Consider the following 17,064-nt stretch of genomic DNA (forward strand, 5'->3'; position numbering starts at 1 on the left):
AATTTATCCTTAAATTTTATTTTATGTGCAATATTCGCAAGGTGCGTATTTAGGCACATTACTCATCAAATCTTTGCGCATTTTTATAAAGCGTTGATTCATAAATAAATCAAATATATCGCTTTCATTGGCATCTCCTAGCACAAAATTTTGATGAGATTTTTCATCGCTACGCATATTGCAACAAGGCATCACAAGTCCATTGTAATCGATATAAATTTCGTGTAACGGCGCATAGCAAGGATATGTCCGTTTCTTTTTGTTGGATTCCAATGTCCCAGCGCGATTTACCATCTCTGCGTCTGGATTCCAGCATTGGTAGATTATATCTATGCCTTTATAGAGTAGTTTTAATTCATATCTTGCTATATCATTGCGATTGATTTTATATTGTAGCCCCAATTTACGCGCTTTTGCATCCATTGCTGTCTCTACGCTCTTAATATCAAATTGTTTATTTTTCTCAAAATAATAAGACATTACTATGAGTGTAACACCTGCATCTCGTAGCGCGTCTAAATATGCTCTATCTAAATAATCGCCATTGGTATAAATGCCAAGCTTTGCGTGTGGCAGTGCGCTTCTAGCCTGTTTTACGCGTTTTAAAATTAACTCTTTATTTGCCAAAGGCTCATTGAAGCGATGAAAATTAAGCAATTTATCATAATCAATTTCTGCTAGATTATTTATCAGTTTGAGATAAGTTGCCTCTGGCAATTCTATATTTTGAGACTTCCTATCAATGAGAGAATTAGGACAAAACCAACATTTACGATTACAAAAAGAGGCGATTTCTATTTCGATTATACGCACATTTTGTTTTAAAATCTGCCTTTTTAGTTCTCTATCATTATTGGGGGGGGGGGGGCGTTATAAGGGTAGCATATTGCGCCAAAGCTAAATATTGGGATTTATCCAAAGCATCTAATAATGTATTCCTAAAATCGCGTCTATATTTGCTTATAGGTATCCACCTTGCATATTTTTTGACTTTGTCTCGTGCGTTTTCAACAATATCCATAATATCCATATCCCTTTCATCTTTCAAAAATCACAAAAATGAAATATGTAGTTGCAACATACCAAAACTTAAAAATAACTTTGCTAAATTTTACTTAAGCGGATTGCTTTCTTATCAATTTCAACAAGATTTGTATTGCAAATCTTGTTGTTTAATTTGAGTATTGTATCTAAACTTTGTTTCGTTTAAGCAAAGAAAGAAATTTTTTTCTTTGAATCCCATAAATTTAACAATCCTATGCTTAGCGTATCCCCAAAAAATTTCAATACCATTTATGTGATTTTAACTTTTGCAAACTAATGTTTAGAATACTTGACTAGGCAATGAGCCATTGTTTCGCGACTAACATTACGAGTATAGAGAAGCAAAACACAGGGCTTGTTTGTCTGCTCCATACCATTTCTTTGCTCTTTTTTTGCGCCCAAAATCCATACCATAAGGTTGTCTTAATGTATTTAAACCCCGTCTTGCATTTTTTTTAGTTTTCCTCACACTCTTTTAAAAATCAGCGAAGTATTTATCCCGCCAAATGCAAAATTATTATTCATCACAAAATCCGTTTTTATCAATGTCGGCTCGCGCAAATATCCCAAAGTAGCGCAAGACTTATCAACCTCTTTCAAATTTATCGTAGGATAAAAAAGATTGTCCCTCATCATTTCTATACTAGCGATACTCTCTATCCCTCCGCACGCCCCTAGCGTATGCCCTAGATAGCTTTTAAGCGAGCTAATAGGGATAGAATCCCCAAAGACTTCATTTGTCGCTTTTGCTTCGGCTATGTCCCCCCATTGCGTAGCGGTGGCGTGGGCATTTACATAGCCTATTTGGCTAGATTTTAGTCCTGCATTTTTTAGAGACATTATCATCGCTTGCTTCATCGTCTCACTTTGTGGGTGGGTGCTATGCGACCCATCGCAGTTGCTGCCAAACCCTATGATTTCAGCGATGGGGTATCCTGCGCGCTTTTGCAGGCTAGATTCACTCTCTAGCACGACATATCCCGCCCCCTCACCTATGACTAGCCCATCTCGCGTGCTATCAAAAGGTGCTGGGGTAAGCTCTGGTGTATCGTTTTTTTGGCTAGTAGCGTAGAGAAAATCAAAAGTGTATGCTTGGCTAGGGCATAGCTCTTCAGCTCCCCCCGCTATCATAGAATCTATAAGCCCAAATTTTATCGCTTCATACGCCTGCCCTATGGCGACACTCCCGCTAGCACACGCACACGAAGTGGGGATAACGCGCCCTCTTAGCCCATAAAAAATAGCGATATTTGCAGCGGTGGTGTGAGGCATACATTTTATGTAAGTGTTTGCGTTGCAGTTATGTGGCAATCCTAAAAACATTTTTGCTAGCTGAAGTGTAGAATCCGTGCTGCCTGTGCTAGAGCCACTTGCCACGCCCATTTGTCCATTTTGGCATTCTTGTTTTATTTCGCCATTTTGCATTAGTCCTGCGCTTTGTAGGGCTAGCCCTGCGGCTTCTATGGCATAAAGAGATATTGTGCCACAGCTTCGCGTTTGTTTCCTGCTCCAATGTCTTGGCGGAGCGTAGTTTTGTATCGGGGCGGCTAGTTTTGAGCGCAATTCTTTGTGGATTTCCCACTCTTTTATGTATTTTACGGCGTTTTTGCCCTTTGCTAGATTTTCTCTCATCTCTGCCCACGACTTGCCAAACGCACTCACAATCCCATAACCGCTCACAAAAACCCGCTGTGTCTTGCCATTAAAATCATTATGTAGATTCACGCTAGCCCTCCATTTACGCCGATGACTTGTCGCGTGATATAGCTAGCCCCATCGCTTAAGAGAAACTCTACCAATGGCGCGACATCTTCTACCTGCCCAAACCTCCCTGCAGGGATAGCTTGCAAAATCTGCTCTTTTGGTAGATTCCCGCTTGTCATATCGGTTTGGATTAGCCCGGGTGCGACTACATTTACGCAGATATTTCTGCTCGCTAGCTCAATGGCAAGAGATTTTGCAGCACCGATAAGCCCTGCTTTGCTTGCAGCATAGTTGCTCTGCCCCCTGTTGCCGATGATTCCTGATACCGATGATATGACTACTACTCGCCCTTTTCTTGCCCTAGCCATCGGCATTAGCAGGGGATTTAGCACATTATAAAAGCTATGCAAGTTTGTCTCTATGACGCTTTTCCACTCATTTTCACTAAGCCCCACAAAAGTATTATCATTAGTAACCCCCGCATTTAGCACTACTCCCCACAGCGCAGGATTTTCACTCGCATAAGATTCTAGGATTTCTTTGCATTCTTGCGTATTGCCAATATCAAAAATAAGCGATTTTGCGTCTAGCTCTTTTGCGATAGAATCTAGGGCGTTTGATTTTGTCCTGCCGTGCAGTATGAGCTCATAGCCTGCTTTATGTAGATTTCGCGCTATGCCTGCTCCTATGCCACGCGAAGAGCCTGTGATAAGGACTTGTTTTGTTGGTTGGGTGTTGCTCATAGATTTTCTCCTTTTTATCAAATGTGATTTTAGAATCTTTTTCATAGAATCTTATTTTATCCATCTAGAATTTTAGATAAAAATTCATCATTTGGATTTAGCGCGGTAAGCGAGGTTTTTGCCACTATTTTGCCATTTACAAAGGCTTCCCCCTCATACACTCCTAGCCCATTTTCATCTTGCATATTTAGCGTTAGATTTACTTGTATGATTTGCCCTATTTCGACAAATGGCGTAAAGATTTCAAACCCCCTAGCCCCTAGCAAAAATCCTAATTTGTTGGCATTTTGGGTGTTTTGGGCGGTGTTTGGATTTTTCTTAGAATCTTTGCTTAGATTTTGTTGCTCTTTTTTGGTGCGCCATAGTGCTAGGCTTTGAGCAAAAATCTCTAAAATATTATAGCTAGGAAATCTACTTTTACCCGTTTTTTCATCTGTGTGCAAAAACGCATTATCCGCTTTGATATGCGCTTGGGTGCGGATAAAATCTTGGCTTACTTCTAGCAAGCTATCAATTAGCACCATTTCTAAGGATTGGGGGATAAAGTTTGCTATGTTTTTTTGTGGTGTTTGTTGCGTTTGTTGTGCATTTGGCATTATTTTTGGTGTTTTTTGCGGTGTGCTTTGTGGCTTTTTTTGTGTGGTTTGTCGCATATTTGGCATTGTAAAGATTCCTTTGTCTAAATGTTGTTTTTAAGATTTTGTGTGTTTAAGATTTTAGCATAAGCCATACTTGTTTATGCCTGCCCTAAAATAATCGCGCTATTATCCCCGCCAAATGCAAATGACACGCTAAGGGCGTTGCGCACCTTTGTGCTAGTGCCTTTTTTTGCTAGGGTGATTTTGGGTAGATTTTTGTCAAATTCATAAATATGAGGCACAAGATTGCTTTTTGTGCTTTCATTTTTTACGCCATTTTCCTCCAAACTTTGCAACACTAGCTCTGCGCACACCCCTGCTTCTATCGCGCCTGCCGCACCAAGCGTGTGTCCTATGAGTGGCTTTATACTGCTAGATGGGATAGATTTTAGCCCCCCTTGCAATGCGTAGGCAAAGGTATTTGCTTCCATCTCATCATTTGCCTTTGTCCCTGTGCCGTGCAAGTTGATATAATCAATGTCTTTTGGGGATAGATTAGCGCATTTTAGCGCGTCTTGCAAAAGTCGCTCTTGCATCGCAAAATCATCTCGCGGCTGGGTAATATGAAATGCGTCATTATTGCTTGCATAGCCTTTTAGCTCTACTCTAAAATCCCTAGCTAAATGTGGCTTTGCCTCCACCTTCTTAGAATCCACAAGCACAAATACCCCCGCACCTTCCCCGATATTTATCCCCTCTCTATCGCTTGCATAAGCCCTAGATTGCTTTGGGCTTAGTATATCTAGGCTATCAAATCCATTGATTGTCAAAGTGTTTAGGCTATCTACCCCACCGCAAATCACAGCTTCACAAAGATTAGATTTTATAAGTCTAGCCCCTTGTATGATAGCTTTTACCCCCGAAGTGCAGGCTGATGATACGCCAAGACTTAGCCCGCAAATATCATAAAGATTTCGCACAAAGCAAGCAGGATTATCTAGCGCGCTAAAATCTTGCAAATACTGATTTTTGGCGATTCTTTGGTAGTTTTCTTCTATCGCTGCGGTAGTCGTGCCTATGACGATAGCGATATTTTCGCACGACTCTAAAATCTCTTTGATTAGATTTTGCCCATTTAATAGTGCGTTATACAAAATCGTATTTGTGCGCGAGCAAAAGCGCGCAGGCGTGTCGCTAGGAAGCGGGACTAGATGCTTGCATACACCTAGCATAAAGTCTTTATCGCCAAAATCTTTGCTATGTTCTTTGATAGATTTTGTGCTAGCCAAATGTATTTCGCCATTTGCAAGGTGGCGCATAATGCTAGCATTATCATTGCCCGCAGAGCAAATCATCATAGGCTTACTCATTAGTATTTTCAAGTTCTTTTACCTCTATATTTTTATAAACAAATTCGATAAAATCCGCGTTTTGTGCGTTGGTAGATTTTAGCATTTGTGTGTTTATGGATTCTAGCAGTTTTACAAACAGCTTATCATATCGCTTTGTGGGTGGCAAAAATTTGGTATTGCAAAATCTACCATTTTCTAGCTTTTTGCTAAGCAGTGGCGCACCTAGCGTGTCAAAAAGGGCGAAATGATAAGTAATATGTCTAGGATTTTGGCTAGAGCGTTGGCTTGAGAGATATAGCACCATTTGTTGATTTTGAGTTTTTAGACTAAAGATTTTTGGGTGGAATGCTACAAAATCGCTAGTTTTGTTGCTAAAATCTTGTGCTTTTTTAGGATTATTAAAATCGCTAAATGAGCCACAGCCACAGCACATAAATGCCAAACAAACTACCGATAATTTTGCTAAAAATCCTCTTGCTAAAAACCCCCTCACAAAAAACCATTTTACAAAACCCCCTCTTGCAAAAAACCCCCCTGCAAAATCTATTTTTGCAAAATCCTCTGCCACAATTTTTGCCACGCCTTTTTTCGCACCTATCATTATTTGCAATACCCCTCAAGCGCGTTTAATGCCTCTTTTGCTTTTAAGACATAAGGATTTTGCTTATCCCACGCATACCCTGCCAAGATAGAGCAGATTTGTCGCTTGATGTGATAGTTTGGATTTTTGGCATAGATTATATCTTGAAACTTGCCATTATACCACCCCTCCACATACACTCTAAAGCAGTCTATGCCTATCATTAGCTCATCTGCATATTCTTTTTGTAAATCCACTTTTTCCCCCCGCAAGATTTTTGGCACAAGGCGTGAAGCAAGCCTAGCACTCTGCATAGCGATACTTACCCCAGAGCTAAACACAGGGTCTAAAAACTCACTTGCATTTCCAAGCAATAAAAATCTATCCCCAAAAAGTGTCTTTACATCTTTAGAATAAGAGCTAATCGTGCGCACAGGCGTATCCCATTTTGCGTTATTTAGTAGCCGTTTTAGCATAGGAGCTTCATAGGTGTGGGATTTTAAGATTTCCTCATCATTTTTCCCTGCTATCTCTAGCCTTTGTGGCTCGCCTACTATGCCTATGCTAGCGCGTCCATTAGAAAAAGGGATAAGCCAAAACCACACATCTCTAAAGCGGGGGTGAGTAGTGATTAAAATCTTGTTTCTATCATAAAGCACTTCGCTGATATTATCCTCAATATGCGTGAAATACGCCCTCTTTGCGCTTAGATTTGACGGGGATTCTAAATCTAAAATCTTAGGCAAAACCCTACCATATCCGCTTGCATCAAGCACAAATTTTGCCTCTATGACTTCGCCATTGCTTAAATTCGCACGGACGCCCTCTGAATGAAAAACTATATCTAAAACCTCCACTTCAAAAAGCACTTCTACGCCTTGTTTTATCGCTTCATCGATTAGCACTTTGTCAAAATCCCCTCTTTGCACTTGAAAAGTCGTGCCAGAGCCAACAGAGCTTTTATCACAAAAATCAAAATAGCGATATTGCTCATTGCGGCTAAATGCCGCGCCATTTTTGTATTGAAATCCGTAGGATTCTACCGCGCCTAAAAACCCCGCTTCTTTTAAAATCTCATTGCAAAATGGCAAAAGCGACTCACCTATGACAAATCGCGGGAATCGTTGTTTTTCTACTACGAGTGTTTTTATCCCCTGCTTGTGTAGCAGTGCGCTAGATATACTCCCACTAGGACCAGCCCCTATGACTAGGACTTCTACTTCTTTTTGCTTTGTTGCACGCGACATTTTCACTCCTTTTTTTACGCTTTGTGCTAGGTTTTGCAAAATCCTTGTAATAAATCCAAAAGTAAAATTATAGTAAAATCTAAACGGCATTATGCTACAAATCTTTGAATCAAGGAAAATCTTGTTTTTATTAAAATCCACACGCAAAACCCCAAAAGATTTAATGTTTTGTGCGTTAGATTTGCGCACAAAATCCCCACGCTATGGCAATGCCCTGCCAAAAATCACAAACAAACAACGCCACAGCAAAATCCCAAAAACCCATATTTTTCTAGCCATTGGCTTAAAGTCTTTAACGCGATATTATGACAAAAAAACGCTTAGCAAAAACGATAAAAAACACCTTTTGCTACACCCAAATCTAGCCAAAAATAAATCATTTCTTCTATCTCGCACCCTAAAAAGTTATGTAGCCACACTAGGATTTGACAAAAGCAACATATTTTTTTGCCAATCACATAAACAAAATATTGCCATTATCGCATTTGCTAGATTTCCCATAGGCGTGGATATAGAGATAGTTAGGCATAGAGATTTTAGCCCGCATTTAGATTTTTGTTTTAATGATTTTGAGCATAGATTGCTTAGCGTTGCGACAAATCCTTTGCGTGAGTTTTATCGCATCTGGACTCTAAAAGAATCTCTAATCAAGCTAGAAAACCTCACATTTGGCGATTTGGTAGCGGTGGGGCTTGACAAAAAAGGTGCATTTGTCAAAAAAGATGGGAGGCAAATCTATCATACATTTATCACAGGTTTTTATAAATCTCAAAAGGCGATTATTACGATATGTTATTAGATTATTTTTGGCAAAATATCATTTTGTGCCTTTTGGTTTGGCAGTTGGGCACTTGCGATAAATCCTAAAACAAGGAATCAAAATGAAACAAATTGTTATGACATTTGTAATGTGCGCTTTTGCAAATGCGTTTAGCTTAGAAAATCTACAAAAAAATATACAAAAATCCCTGCATAATCATATCTTGCAAGGTAAATTTACCCAAGAAAAAGAGCTACAAGGCTTTAGCAACAAAATCAAAAGTTATGGCGTTTTTCGTCTAGAAAATGTCGAGGAAAAAACGCTTTTTTGGGATACGCACTCCCCTATCAAATCCCATATAAAAATCACAAAAAAAGGCATTTTTACCAAAGATAATAAGCAAGATAAATGGATTCCCCTTAGCAATAACAAACACCAAGAAATGTTGCTTAGTATATTAAGTATGGATTTTAGGGCATTAGGGGCGTATTTTGATTTTGATTTGAGGGAGGATAAAGACATTTGGATTTTAGAGCTAAAACCAAAAAATGCTATCCTTGCAAAAATATTTGATTCTATCACTTTGCAAGGATTTGTAAAATATCCAAGCATAGTAGAAAAAGTCATCTTGCTTGAGCGAAATGGTGATAAAACAACCAATATTTTTTCTGCTATTAGTATAAATGCCGTTGCGACAAAGTCGCAATAACGCAGATTTTGAGCAATTTTTAAGCAACCAAAATCCAATAAAACTAAAGAAATAAAAACAATGCAAAATCCTAAAAATTTCTTTTTACATTTTTTGCAACTCACACACATTTTGCAACCCTCACACAAAATCTATGCGATTTTTATGTTGCTTGCTAGCGTGATGATAGCGATTGTGTTTTGTCGTATAGATTGCTTGCAAAGCGATATTTACGCGCTCATAGATTTTGACTCCACGCAAAAAAACGCATTGCAAAAAGTCCAACAAAATGTAGCGCAAAATTTTGCAAAAGATATTTCATTTTTAAGCGATGATGAGGGGCTGCTTAGCGAGATTTTGGGCGAGTTTTTGGGTGATTTTTTGACTTCTACTCCAAACAATCTTTTTGAGAATGTTAAACTTAGCATTGAAAATCCTACTTCAAATGATTCTACTATGCTTGAAGATTTGTATTCATTGCGTCTAGCATTGCTTGAATACAAGACATTTTTAGCGATTATCAATAATCCAAATGATTTTTTTGCCAACAACGCAAATGAGTTTTTGCATAGCTTTGCTCTGCGCCCTCTTAGCCCAAGCAAAGATTTTTTTAACCTCTTAGGACATTCTAGTTTGCTGGCAAATGAAAATGGGCTAAAACTTGATATAGCAAGTGGGAGACTATACGCCCTAGATACAAACACACAAAAAAAATACTATTTTGCTAGCGCACATTTAGCGGAGAATTTTGACACGCAAGCACTGCTAGATTTTATCGCTAAATCTAGGGCAAAGGCACAAAAAGCAGGCGCGCATTTACTCATTCAAGGGGGGGCGATTTTTGGCGCGATTGGCAAGCGGGAGGGAATCAAAGAGAGTGTATTTATGGGGGGATTATCATTTATTTTGGTTAGCGTTTTATTGTTTTTGGCGTTTGGAAGTGTGCGGATTTTTTGTGTAGTGTTGGTGGTTTTGTTTAGCTTTTTGTGTGGGTTGAGTGCTTCGCTTTTGGTGTTTAGCGATTTGCATATCCTTACTGTTGTCATTAGCACAAGCCTTGTGGGGCTGATAGTGGATTTTGCTATGCACTATCTTGCAAAAGAGCAGGGCAAAAATTTACAAGCTAGCAGTGTAAAATCTATGAAAAATATCTTTTTGCTAGGGCTTTTTATCACGGCTAGTGGATATGGTTTGTTTTTATTTTCTCCTATGCCTTTTTTGCACCAAATCGCTGTTATGTCGATTTTCACGCTGATTGGGGCATTTTTTGCTAGCTATTTTTTACTGCCACATTTGTTGCAAGGTGGCATATTTGCACCAAAAATGGCATTTAAAAAACCATTTTTAATCACGCTTAAAATCCTAAAGCCATTTTTTAGAACATACATATATATTTTTGCTCCCTTTATCGTGCTTTTTTCTGTGCTACTTTTGTTTCGCATAGATATGCAAGAAAATATCGCCACATACTCCACCATACCAAAAGAGGCATTAGATGAATTGCAAGATTTCGCTCGTCTCACAAATAGCAATACGCAAAAATTTATCCTGCTAAATGACATAGAAAAAGAGAGAAAACTTATGCAAGAACTTATGACAAAAAACATTATTGATAGATATGATGGGCTTAGCTCTTTTGTGCTAAGTCAAGATGAACAGACACAAATCATAAATGCCTTTAAAAAACATAGCAACAATAATGAGATTTTAGGAATTTATGAAAAACTAGGTTTTGCAAAAAATGAGGTTAAAGAAGCGTTTTTGCAAATCGCTTCTTTGAGTCCGTATAGTTTGGAGCAGATTTTAGCGATAAACGCAGATTTTGAAAAATTTGTCATAAAGCAAAATCAAATGCAAAATCACGCACAAAATCCATACGCTTTGATTTCGTTTCCGCATTTTGTGGATTTGGGCAATGGCGATGATGACAAAGCACAACAGATTTTAGCCACATATCAAGCAGAGATAATCGATGTCCCTCAACGCATAAATTCTAGCCTAAATGCGATAAAGCATAACGCTATTTGGCTAAAGATTTTGGGCTATATGCTCGCATTTGTGGCACTTTTTGTCGCATTTGGTGGCAAAAAATCAGCCCTCAAAAAATCAACGATAATGATAAGTGTGGTGCTTTTATCCACGCTAGCAAGCCTTGCGATAATGCTAGCATTTGGCAATGGCTTTGATATTTTTGTGGTATTTGGGCTAGTCATTTCTAGCGCGGTTGGGATTGACTATGTCATACTAGCGACAAATCCGCATCTAAGCCCACAAAAGCGCGTATTTGGTATCACTCTAGCAAGCCTAACAAGTATCATTTCATTTTGTCTGCTTAGCTTTAGTGGCACGCAAGCAGTCGTTAGCTTTGGGCTAAGTGCCACGCTAGGAATGGCTTTTTGCGCGCTTGGGGCTATCGCCCTCGCGCTAAAGATTGACAAAACAACCTAGACATAAAATCTTTTTTTTACACAAATCTCTAAAATAGATTCTATTTTTGCAAAATCTATTGCAAAAATAGAATCTATCGCGGTTGCATATCGCGGACTTTTGGGATAGGGGACACTTTTTGTAGCTCGATATATTTGCCACTTTTTGTAAAAAAATCCCCTATCCACACTTTGTGCTTCCACCGCCTAAAATGTGCCAAATACAGCATTTCTACGCTTGCTGAAATTTTGGAGTATTCATCGCAAGCTAGCCTCATACCCAGCGCGCAAGATAGCCAATAATACTGCTGTGCCTGTGCTAAATCCCCGCCCGTATAAAGCAGGGCAAGCCCAGCAAAAAAGCACGCTTTTTTATCGCCCATTTGACAGAGTTGGCGATTTTGCGGGTATTCATTGACGCTTTTTGAGATGATTTCTTCAAATGATAGCGGTGGCTCTATGGGTGGCGGGACATCTTGGGGGAAATAATGCGTAGTTTGGGCAGATTTTTGGGATTTTTTAGATTCTATAAATGATTGGATAGATTTTGATTTTTTATCATTTGTTTGCGCAGGATTTTGCTCATTTTTTTGTGCTTTTTTCTTTTTTGGATTTTCTTTGTTGGCGTTGTTGGCATTTTTATCATTTGGATTTTGCGCTTCTTGTGGCGATATGCCTTTCATCTCATAATAAATCTTAGCCACCTCTTTTGGCATTTGTAGCTCAAAATCCTGCTTTGCTACCCCATACTGCAATCCCACCCCGACCAACAAAACAAGCCCAAAGCCTATTTTTATAACGCTAGCACAAAACATATTAAAAAATAATCCCATAAACACAGCCTTTGATTTTTTTGCATTGATTCCACTGATTTTGCTGATTACACTGATTTCACTGATTTTGCAATGATTTTAAAAATGTCATCTTGCAAATCTTTGTCAATCGCCATATTTTGCTATTTTACCAAAATCTAAAATCCATTTAGATATATCGCTTTTTTGGAGATTTATTCAAGCTAAGTTTTATGCAAAATCTAGCAATACACAATTTGCAAAATCTAACCAACGCGCAAAAAGCATTTATAAAAACAAAATTTAAGCTATAATACCCTCCCTTTATTTTCATAGAAAAATAAAGCAAAAATCTTAATCTAATGAAAGGAGCAACTAATGAAAGTTGCATTACTAATGAGCGGTGGAGTGGATAGCTCCTACTCGGCATATTTACTAAAAAAAGCGGGCTATGAAGTGCTAGGAATCTACCTAAAACTACACGACAAAGAAAAAAAGCACGAGGTTTTTATCGCAAACTGCGAAAAAGTCGCCAAAAATCTAAATATAGATTTTATGGTAATCGATGCCAAAAAAGAGTTTAAAGAAGTGGTTTATAACTATTTCATAGAATCTTACAAAAAAGGCGAGACGCCAAACCCTTGCGCGATGTGCAACCCAAATATGAAATTTGGCTTAGCATTGCAAAAAGCGATGGAGCTAGGGTGTGAAAAGATAGCCACAGGGCATTATGCAAGAATCAAAGAAGTAAATGGTATCAAAAAAATCGCCAAAGCAAAAGATGCGAGCAAAGACCAAAGCTATTTTTTATATGCGATTTCACAAGATGCGATAAATCGCCTTATTTTTCCGCTTGGCGATATGCTAAAAAGCGAAGTCAAACCCAAAGCATTTGAAGCTATGCCGTGGTTTGGCACGCTTGAAACCTACAAAGAAAGTCAAGAGATTTGCTTTGTGGAGAGCGATTATATCGACATACTAAAAAAGCATTTTGAAGTGGAAAAAGAGGGAATCGTCCGCGATGCACAAGGGCAAATCGTAGGCACGCATAAAGGCTATATGCAATACACCATAGGCAAGCGAAAAGGATTTAGCGTCAAAGGCGCGCACGAGCCACATTTCGTGCTAGGCATAAATCCTAGCCAAAATGAAATCATCGTAGGCAAAAAAGAAGAACTAGCAAAAATCCTAGTAGAAGCACAAAATGTGAGCTTGGATAAAGATTTTGATGGCAAAGAATACGAAGTGAAAATCCGCTATCGCTCAGAGCCCACACTCGCTAGACTTGAAATAAACGATGGCAAAATCCTAGCCCAGCTAAAAGAGCCCGTCTATGGCGTGGCAAAAGGGCAGGCACTTGTGGTGTATGATGATGACTGCGTGCTAGGCGGTGGCGTAATCGTGTAGGGTTATGTTGTGAAAAAAAATTATCAAAGGTAGCAAAAGATAGCAAGACAAAGCAAAAAGAGATTTTGCATAATTGAGTTAATAATGTTTTTTGCGCAAATATCAAGGCAAAGTCTTAGCAAAGTCTTAACAAAATCTTGCCAAAATCCTTACAAAGCCAAAATCTTAGCAAGGGCTTGACAAGCAAGGATATGCGGGGTAGCCAAAAAAGTTATGGATTTTAGAGGGGATAGATTTTGATTTTATTTGTGGGTTTTTGCGCATATTTGTGTTTATGCGATTTGATTGTGATTTGTTTGCAAAATCTAATGTGCGATTATTGCAAGATTAGCGGGGATTTATAGGCGTGGTATAGCTTTTGTGAGCTTATTCACATTCATTGCAGATTCCGTGTGCGACTACGGATTTTACTTTGCCCTGTGCTTTTACGCCTTTTGGCAAGTCAAAATCCGTGATTTTATGGCAGACATCACAGACAAAATGCGCCTTAGCATCTTGTGCTAGCTCGTAGTAGCTTTTGCGCTCCAAGTTTGTCTTTACCACCACGCCCCTTTCCTCAAAAAGCTCCATATTGCGATAAAAGGTTGTCTTATTTGCGTTTAAGTCAAACTCATCAAAACTCATTGGCTTAGCCGATTTGCGTAAAATCTCTAGCATTTCTAGCCGCAAATCCGTGATAGCGATATGATTTTGCTTTAGCAATGAGATAGAATCCATTTTTGCCCCTATTTGCTTATTTTTAGCGCGTTTGTCGCGTTTCGTGCTTGCGATACGCTTTTGGCGTTTATAAATCGCATTATAGCAAATTTGGATTTTGCTTATGCGATTTTGGCATTGATTTTCACATAAACTTTGCGTAAAATCATCACGCCCTAGCATTCACGCTATCAATGTAACTATCCGTTTTTTCACGCAAAAGTCTCTCTACAAAGAGCGCGTCAAAATTGCGCTTATGTATTTTTTTGACTTTTGCGAAACTCCACTGATTGCAAAAATGCCCTATCTTGCGCATCTTTGTAGCTTTGTTTTAGCGTGCCATCGGGATTGCATATATTTTCAAGCGGTTCATTGCGCGAATAGTTATGTATAAAATCTAGCCACGCATTACCATTTGCCCTACAATAGCCACATTGCGTAAGGATATTTTCTAAATCACTATCGCTAAAGTCTGGCTTTGTAAGAATTTCGCTTAGTTTTTGCAATAGATTTCCGCCGTCATTGAAATACTCAAAAAATTTTTCCTTATTTTTCTCAAAAAAATTCTTTGCTTTTTTTACATTTGATTCTATGGTTTGTGCTAATAAATCTAATTTATCTTTTCCCCATTGCGTATTTGCAAAAATACTTGCGATAAGGGCAATAAAGGCGGCTACTATAATAGACACCCACCAAGTAGTTATAAAAAGCTCTATTACGATTGCAGTTATTCCCAAAACAATAAAATCATACATAACGCTAGATAATCCGCCATAAAACTCTTCTGTCCCCTTGTTATAAACAAACACTATTGACCAACCTTCAACAATAAAAGTCCATTTAGCAAATCTGCCTACTACTTCACTAATTTTTGCATTTTTATATAGCCATTCTATCCCTTGTGCTATTGAGGCAAATATAGCTCCAATAGTGCCTATACCAATATCTGCTAAAGTGATATTTTTGAGCTGTATCTCAAGCACATTCTCAACTTTATAAAACTCCACATACCTATTCTTATGCAAAAAGATTCTCTTTTGCGCTTCTGCCTCAATCTTTGCTTTTTCTTGTGTCAAATATGTTCCATCATTTGCATAAGGTAAATTATCCCAATTTCTATCCATCACAAATCCTTTCTGTGTAAATGTTTGATTTTATCTTTTAAATCATATTTCCCTGCTTTGCCTTGCGATTCCAACGCCTCCGCGCTTCTCTCACGCAAAATCGCTAAAAATTTTCTCATATCTTGGATTTCATTGTTTTGAGCGATACAATAAAAACGCGAATGTCTAAAATCAAAAAAACTAAATTTTTTGTCTATATCATCACATACACGAAATTGCCAATGATTTTCAAGAGTCCCGTTTCCACCGATAAGGTGTGCTGCTAGAGAAAAGCTCCCATAGGGATACAATCTTTTTTTACGCCACAATCCAAGTAGATGAGTAGCCATTACAAACATACCTTTATTGGTTAAAAAGATTTGATTGCGTGGCATTATAAACAATATATTGATGGCACAAAAAGAAAAAATAATAATACAAACATAAGACATAAATACAATTATAAGCCAAAGAAGTGTGTTGCACATATTGCTAATTTTTGTCAAAAGATAAGAATACTTTGTAATCATAGCCCATATATTATCAAGCGTGGGGAGTAAAAACTCCTCGTTTAAAAAATAGGCAAGATATACAAAAACGCAAGTGGCTATTATCCAACTAACCCTATCTAAGATTCTTGCAAAGCGATTAAATGGCTTCTTTGGAAATTCGTATTTAAACTCATAAATCACTTCCCCATAAGGTAAATTATCCCAATTTCTATCCATCACAAATCCTTTCTGTGTAAATGTTTGATTTTATCTTTTAAATCATATTTCCCTGCTTTACCTTGCGATTCCAACACCTCCGCGCTTCTCTCACGCAAAATCGCTAAAAATTTTCTCATATCTTGGATTTCATTGTTTTGAGCGATACAATAAAAACGCGAATGTCTAAAATCAAAAAAACTAAATTTTTTGTCTATATCATCACATACGCGAAATTGCCAAAAACCGCAAAGTGTTACCACACTAGAAAAAGAATGCACAACAAATGAAAATGTCCCATAGGGATAAAATCGATTTGTTTTATACAGCAAGAGTCCGTTTGCTTTGATAAAAATGCCTTTATCTGTGAGAATAATGCGATTATTCCGCCACATAAATAGCACATTAACAGCAACCAAAGCATATAAAATCATAAATCCATACGCCAAAATCAAAACAAATACACTTATTAAGTTATCAAATTTTAACAACAAAAGAGGATTGTGTATAGCTTTATATTGTAAAGTTTGTAATATAGGAATACAAAAATCATCATTTATTGTATTGAAAAATAACGGCAAACATAGCGCAATTATGGCAAATATGGTTATGTCCCAAAACTCAAATAATCGATTCCCAAACTTCTTTGGAAATTCGTATTTAAACTCATAAATCACTTCCCCATAGGGCAATTTGTCGTAATTATTCATCATTCAACCTGCTTTATCAATTCTAATGCCTTTATCGATTATAATCACAATCTTTGCCACCAAATTTTATCATATTGACATAAAAATTGTGATTATTTACTGCGAATCACTTACGAATCACTTGCAAATCACTTGTGAATTGCTTGATAGATAGCTACTATCATTTATCGTGTCAAAGGTAAATATCATAACGATAAACCACGATTTTGACCCGCACAACCGCGCTACCACATTTTGCAAACTTGTCAAAATCGGCAATCGTGTGTGGATAGGCATAGGCGCGACTATCTGTCCGGGCGTAAGCATAGGGGAAACTCCATAATCGCAGCGGGCGCGCTAATAACTAAAAATGTCCCGCCAAATGTCCAAATGTCATCATATAGGGGGCAATCCCGCGAAAATCATAAAACAACTAGAAAATCACAAAAAACCAAAGGGGGTAAAATGAAAAAATTATGGCTTGAGATTTATGGTGGTGATATGACAAAGATTAGCACGCTATATGCGGGCAAATCACAATTTGGCTAG

The 17,064-nt window shown here is 38.0% G+C and carries 18 protein-coding genes and 1 pseudogene; 6 read left to right on the top strand and 13 right to left on the bottom strand.

The window, feature by feature from the left end; translation table 11 throughout:
• Positions 1-21: 21 nt before the first annotated feature.
• From ACWIUO_RS01355 to ACWIUO_RS01390, 8 genes and pseudogenes are all read right to left on the bottom strand, one after another.
• Entirely contained in the window at positions 22-813 is a 792-nt protein-coding gene (locus ACWIUO_RS01355) for a radical SAM/SPASM domain-containing protein (protein WP_454176157.1), read from the bottom strand.
• 302 nt (positions 814-1,115) lie between these two features.
• Positions 1,116-1,303, bottom strand: a pseudogene (locus tag ACWIUO_RS01360) (IS1595 family transposase); the annotation flags it as partial.
• A 206-nt stretch (positions 1,304-1,509) separates the two neighbouring features.
• Complete coding sequence (locus ACWIUO_RS01365; protein ID WP_454176158.1) at positions 1,510-2,769, bottom strand: beta-ketoacyl-ACP synthase; 1,260 nt, start codon at positions 2,767-2,769, stop codon at positions 1,510-1,512.
• Positions 2,766-3,491: a 3-oxoacyl-ACP reductase FabG gene (gene fabG, locus ACWIUO_RS01370; RefSeq protein WP_454176159.1), complete on the bottom strand. Its 726-nt coding sequence runs from the start codon at positions 3,489-3,491 to the stop codon at positions 2,766-2,768. Before fabG ends, ACWIUO_RS01365 begins: the two co-directional genes overlap by 4 nt.
• Before the next feature lie 56 nt (positions 3,492-3,547).
• Positions 3,548-4,153 carry an ApeP family dehydratase gene (locus ACWIUO_RS01375; RefSeq protein ID WP_454176160.1) on the bottom strand — a complete coding sequence of 202 codons (606 nt, stop codon included), beginning with the start codon at positions 4,151-4,153 and terminating at the stop codon, positions 3,548-3,550.
• A gap of 74 nt (positions 4,154-4,227) precedes the next feature.
• Positions 4,228-5,439, bottom strand: a complete 1,212-nt coding sequence (locus ACWIUO_RS01380) for a beta-ketoacyl synthase N-terminal-like domain-containing protein (protein ID WP_454176161.1) — start codon at positions 5,437-5,439, stop codon at positions 4,228-4,230.
• A complete protein-coding gene (locus ACWIUO_RS01385) occupies positions 5,432-6,022 on the bottom strand; it encodes a hypothetical protein (RefSeq protein ID WP_454176162.1) in 591 nt (196 codons plus the stop codon). Before ACWIUO_RS01385 ends, ACWIUO_RS01380 begins: the two co-directional genes overlap by 8 nt.
• The gene (locus ACWIUO_RS01390; RefSeq protein ID WP_454176163.1) at positions 6,022-7,248 is read right to left on the bottom strand and encodes an NAD(P)/FAD-dependent oxidoreductase; all 1,227 of its coding nucleotides are present in this window, start codon (positions 7,246-7,248) and stop codon (positions 6,022-6,024) included. The genes ACWIUO_RS01385 and ACWIUO_RS01390 overlap by 1 nt, the downstream gene beginning before the upstream one ends.
• A gap of 121 nt (positions 7,249-7,369) precedes the next feature.
• Between ACWIUO_RS01390 and ACWIUO_RS01395 the strand changes: the two genes are divergently transcribed.
• The 3 genes from ACWIUO_RS01395 (at position 7,370) to ACWIUO_RS01405 (ending at position 11,144) form a co-directional block, all read left to right on the top strand.
• A complete protein-coding gene (locus tag ACWIUO_RS01395; RefSeq protein WP_454176164.1) occupies positions 7,370-8,047 on the top strand; it encodes a 4'-phosphopantetheinyl transferase family protein in 678 nt (225 codons plus the stop codon).
• 82 nt (positions 8,048-8,129) lie between these two features.
• On the top strand, positions 8,130-8,717 hold the full coding sequence (locus ACWIUO_RS01400; RefSeq protein ID WP_454176165.1) for an outer membrane lipoprotein carrier protein LolA: 588 nt from the start codon (positions 8,130-8,132) through the stop codon (positions 8,715-8,717).
• A 60-nt stretch (positions 8,718-8,777) separates the two neighbouring features.
• Positions 8,778-11,144: a hypothetical protein gene (locus ACWIUO_RS01405; protein ID WP_454176166.1), complete on the top strand. Its 2,367-nt coding sequence runs from the start codon at positions 8,778-8,780 to the stop codon at positions 11,142-11,144.
• A 73-nt stretch (positions 11,145-11,217) separates the two neighbouring features.
• Here ACWIUO_RS01405 and ACWIUO_RS01410 read toward each other — a convergent pair whose 3' ends face one another.
• Entirely contained in the window at positions 11,218-11,955 is a 738-nt protein-coding gene (locus ACWIUO_RS01410) for a hypothetical protein (RefSeq protein WP_454176167.1), read from the bottom strand.
• A 336-nt stretch (positions 11,956-12,291) separates the two neighbouring features.
• Between ACWIUO_RS01410 and mnmA the strand changes: the two genes are divergently transcribed.
• Positions 12,292-13,320: a tRNA 2-thiouridine(34) synthase MnmA gene (gene mnmA, locus ACWIUO_RS01415; protein ID WP_454176168.1), complete on the top strand. Its 1,029-nt coding sequence runs from the start codon at positions 12,292-12,294 to the stop codon at positions 13,318-13,320.
• 366 nt (positions 13,321-13,686) lie between these two features.
• Here mnmA and ACWIUO_RS01420 read toward each other — a convergent pair whose 3' ends face one another.
• The 4 genes from ACWIUO_RS01420 to ACWIUO_RS01435 all read right to left on the bottom strand — a co-directional run bounded on the left by ACWIUO_RS01420 (position 13,687) and on the right by ACWIUO_RS01435 (position 16,539).
• Complete coding sequence (locus tag ACWIUO_RS01420) at positions 13,687-14,037, bottom strand: Fur family transcriptional regulator (RefSeq protein WP_454176282.1); 351 nt, start codon at positions 14,035-14,037, stop codon at positions 13,687-13,689.
• Between the two features lie 233 nt (positions 14,038-14,270).
• Positions 14,271-15,140, bottom strand: a complete 870-nt coding sequence (locus tag ACWIUO_RS01425; RefSeq protein ID WP_454176169.1) for a hypothetical protein — start codon at positions 15,138-15,140, stop codon at positions 14,271-14,273.
• Positions 15,140-15,847, bottom strand: coding sequence for a hypothetical protein (locus ACWIUO_RS01430; protein ID WP_454176170.1), 708 nt, complete (start codon positions 15,845-15,847; stop codon positions 15,140-15,142). The genes ACWIUO_RS01425 and ACWIUO_RS01430 overlap by 1 nt, the downstream gene beginning before the upstream one ends.
• Positions 15,847-16,539 (bottom strand): hypothetical protein, encoded by a 693-nt coding sequence (locus ACWIUO_RS01435; protein WP_454176171.1) that lies wholly within the window; start codon positions 16,537-16,539, stop codon positions 15,847-15,849. The genes ACWIUO_RS01430 and ACWIUO_RS01435 overlap by 1 nt, the downstream gene beginning before the upstream one ends.
• Positions 16,540-16,705: 166 nt before the next feature.
• Here ACWIUO_RS01435 and ACWIUO_RS01440 point away from each other — a divergent pair, with 166 nt between their 5' ends.
• Positions 16,706-16,858 carry a hypothetical protein gene (locus ACWIUO_RS01440; RefSeq protein ID WP_454176172.1) on the top strand — a complete coding sequence of 51 codons (153 nt, stop codon included), beginning with the start codon at positions 16,706-16,708 and terminating at the stop codon, positions 16,856-16,858.
• A complete protein-coding gene (locus ACWIUO_RS01445) occupies positions 16,801-17,064 on the top strand; it encodes a hypothetical protein (protein ID WP_454176173.1) in 264 nt (87 codons plus the stop codon). Before ACWIUO_RS01440 ends, ACWIUO_RS01445 begins: the two co-directional genes overlap by 58 nt.

It is taken from the genome of Helicobacter sp. T3_23-1056 (assembly GCF_053654535.1).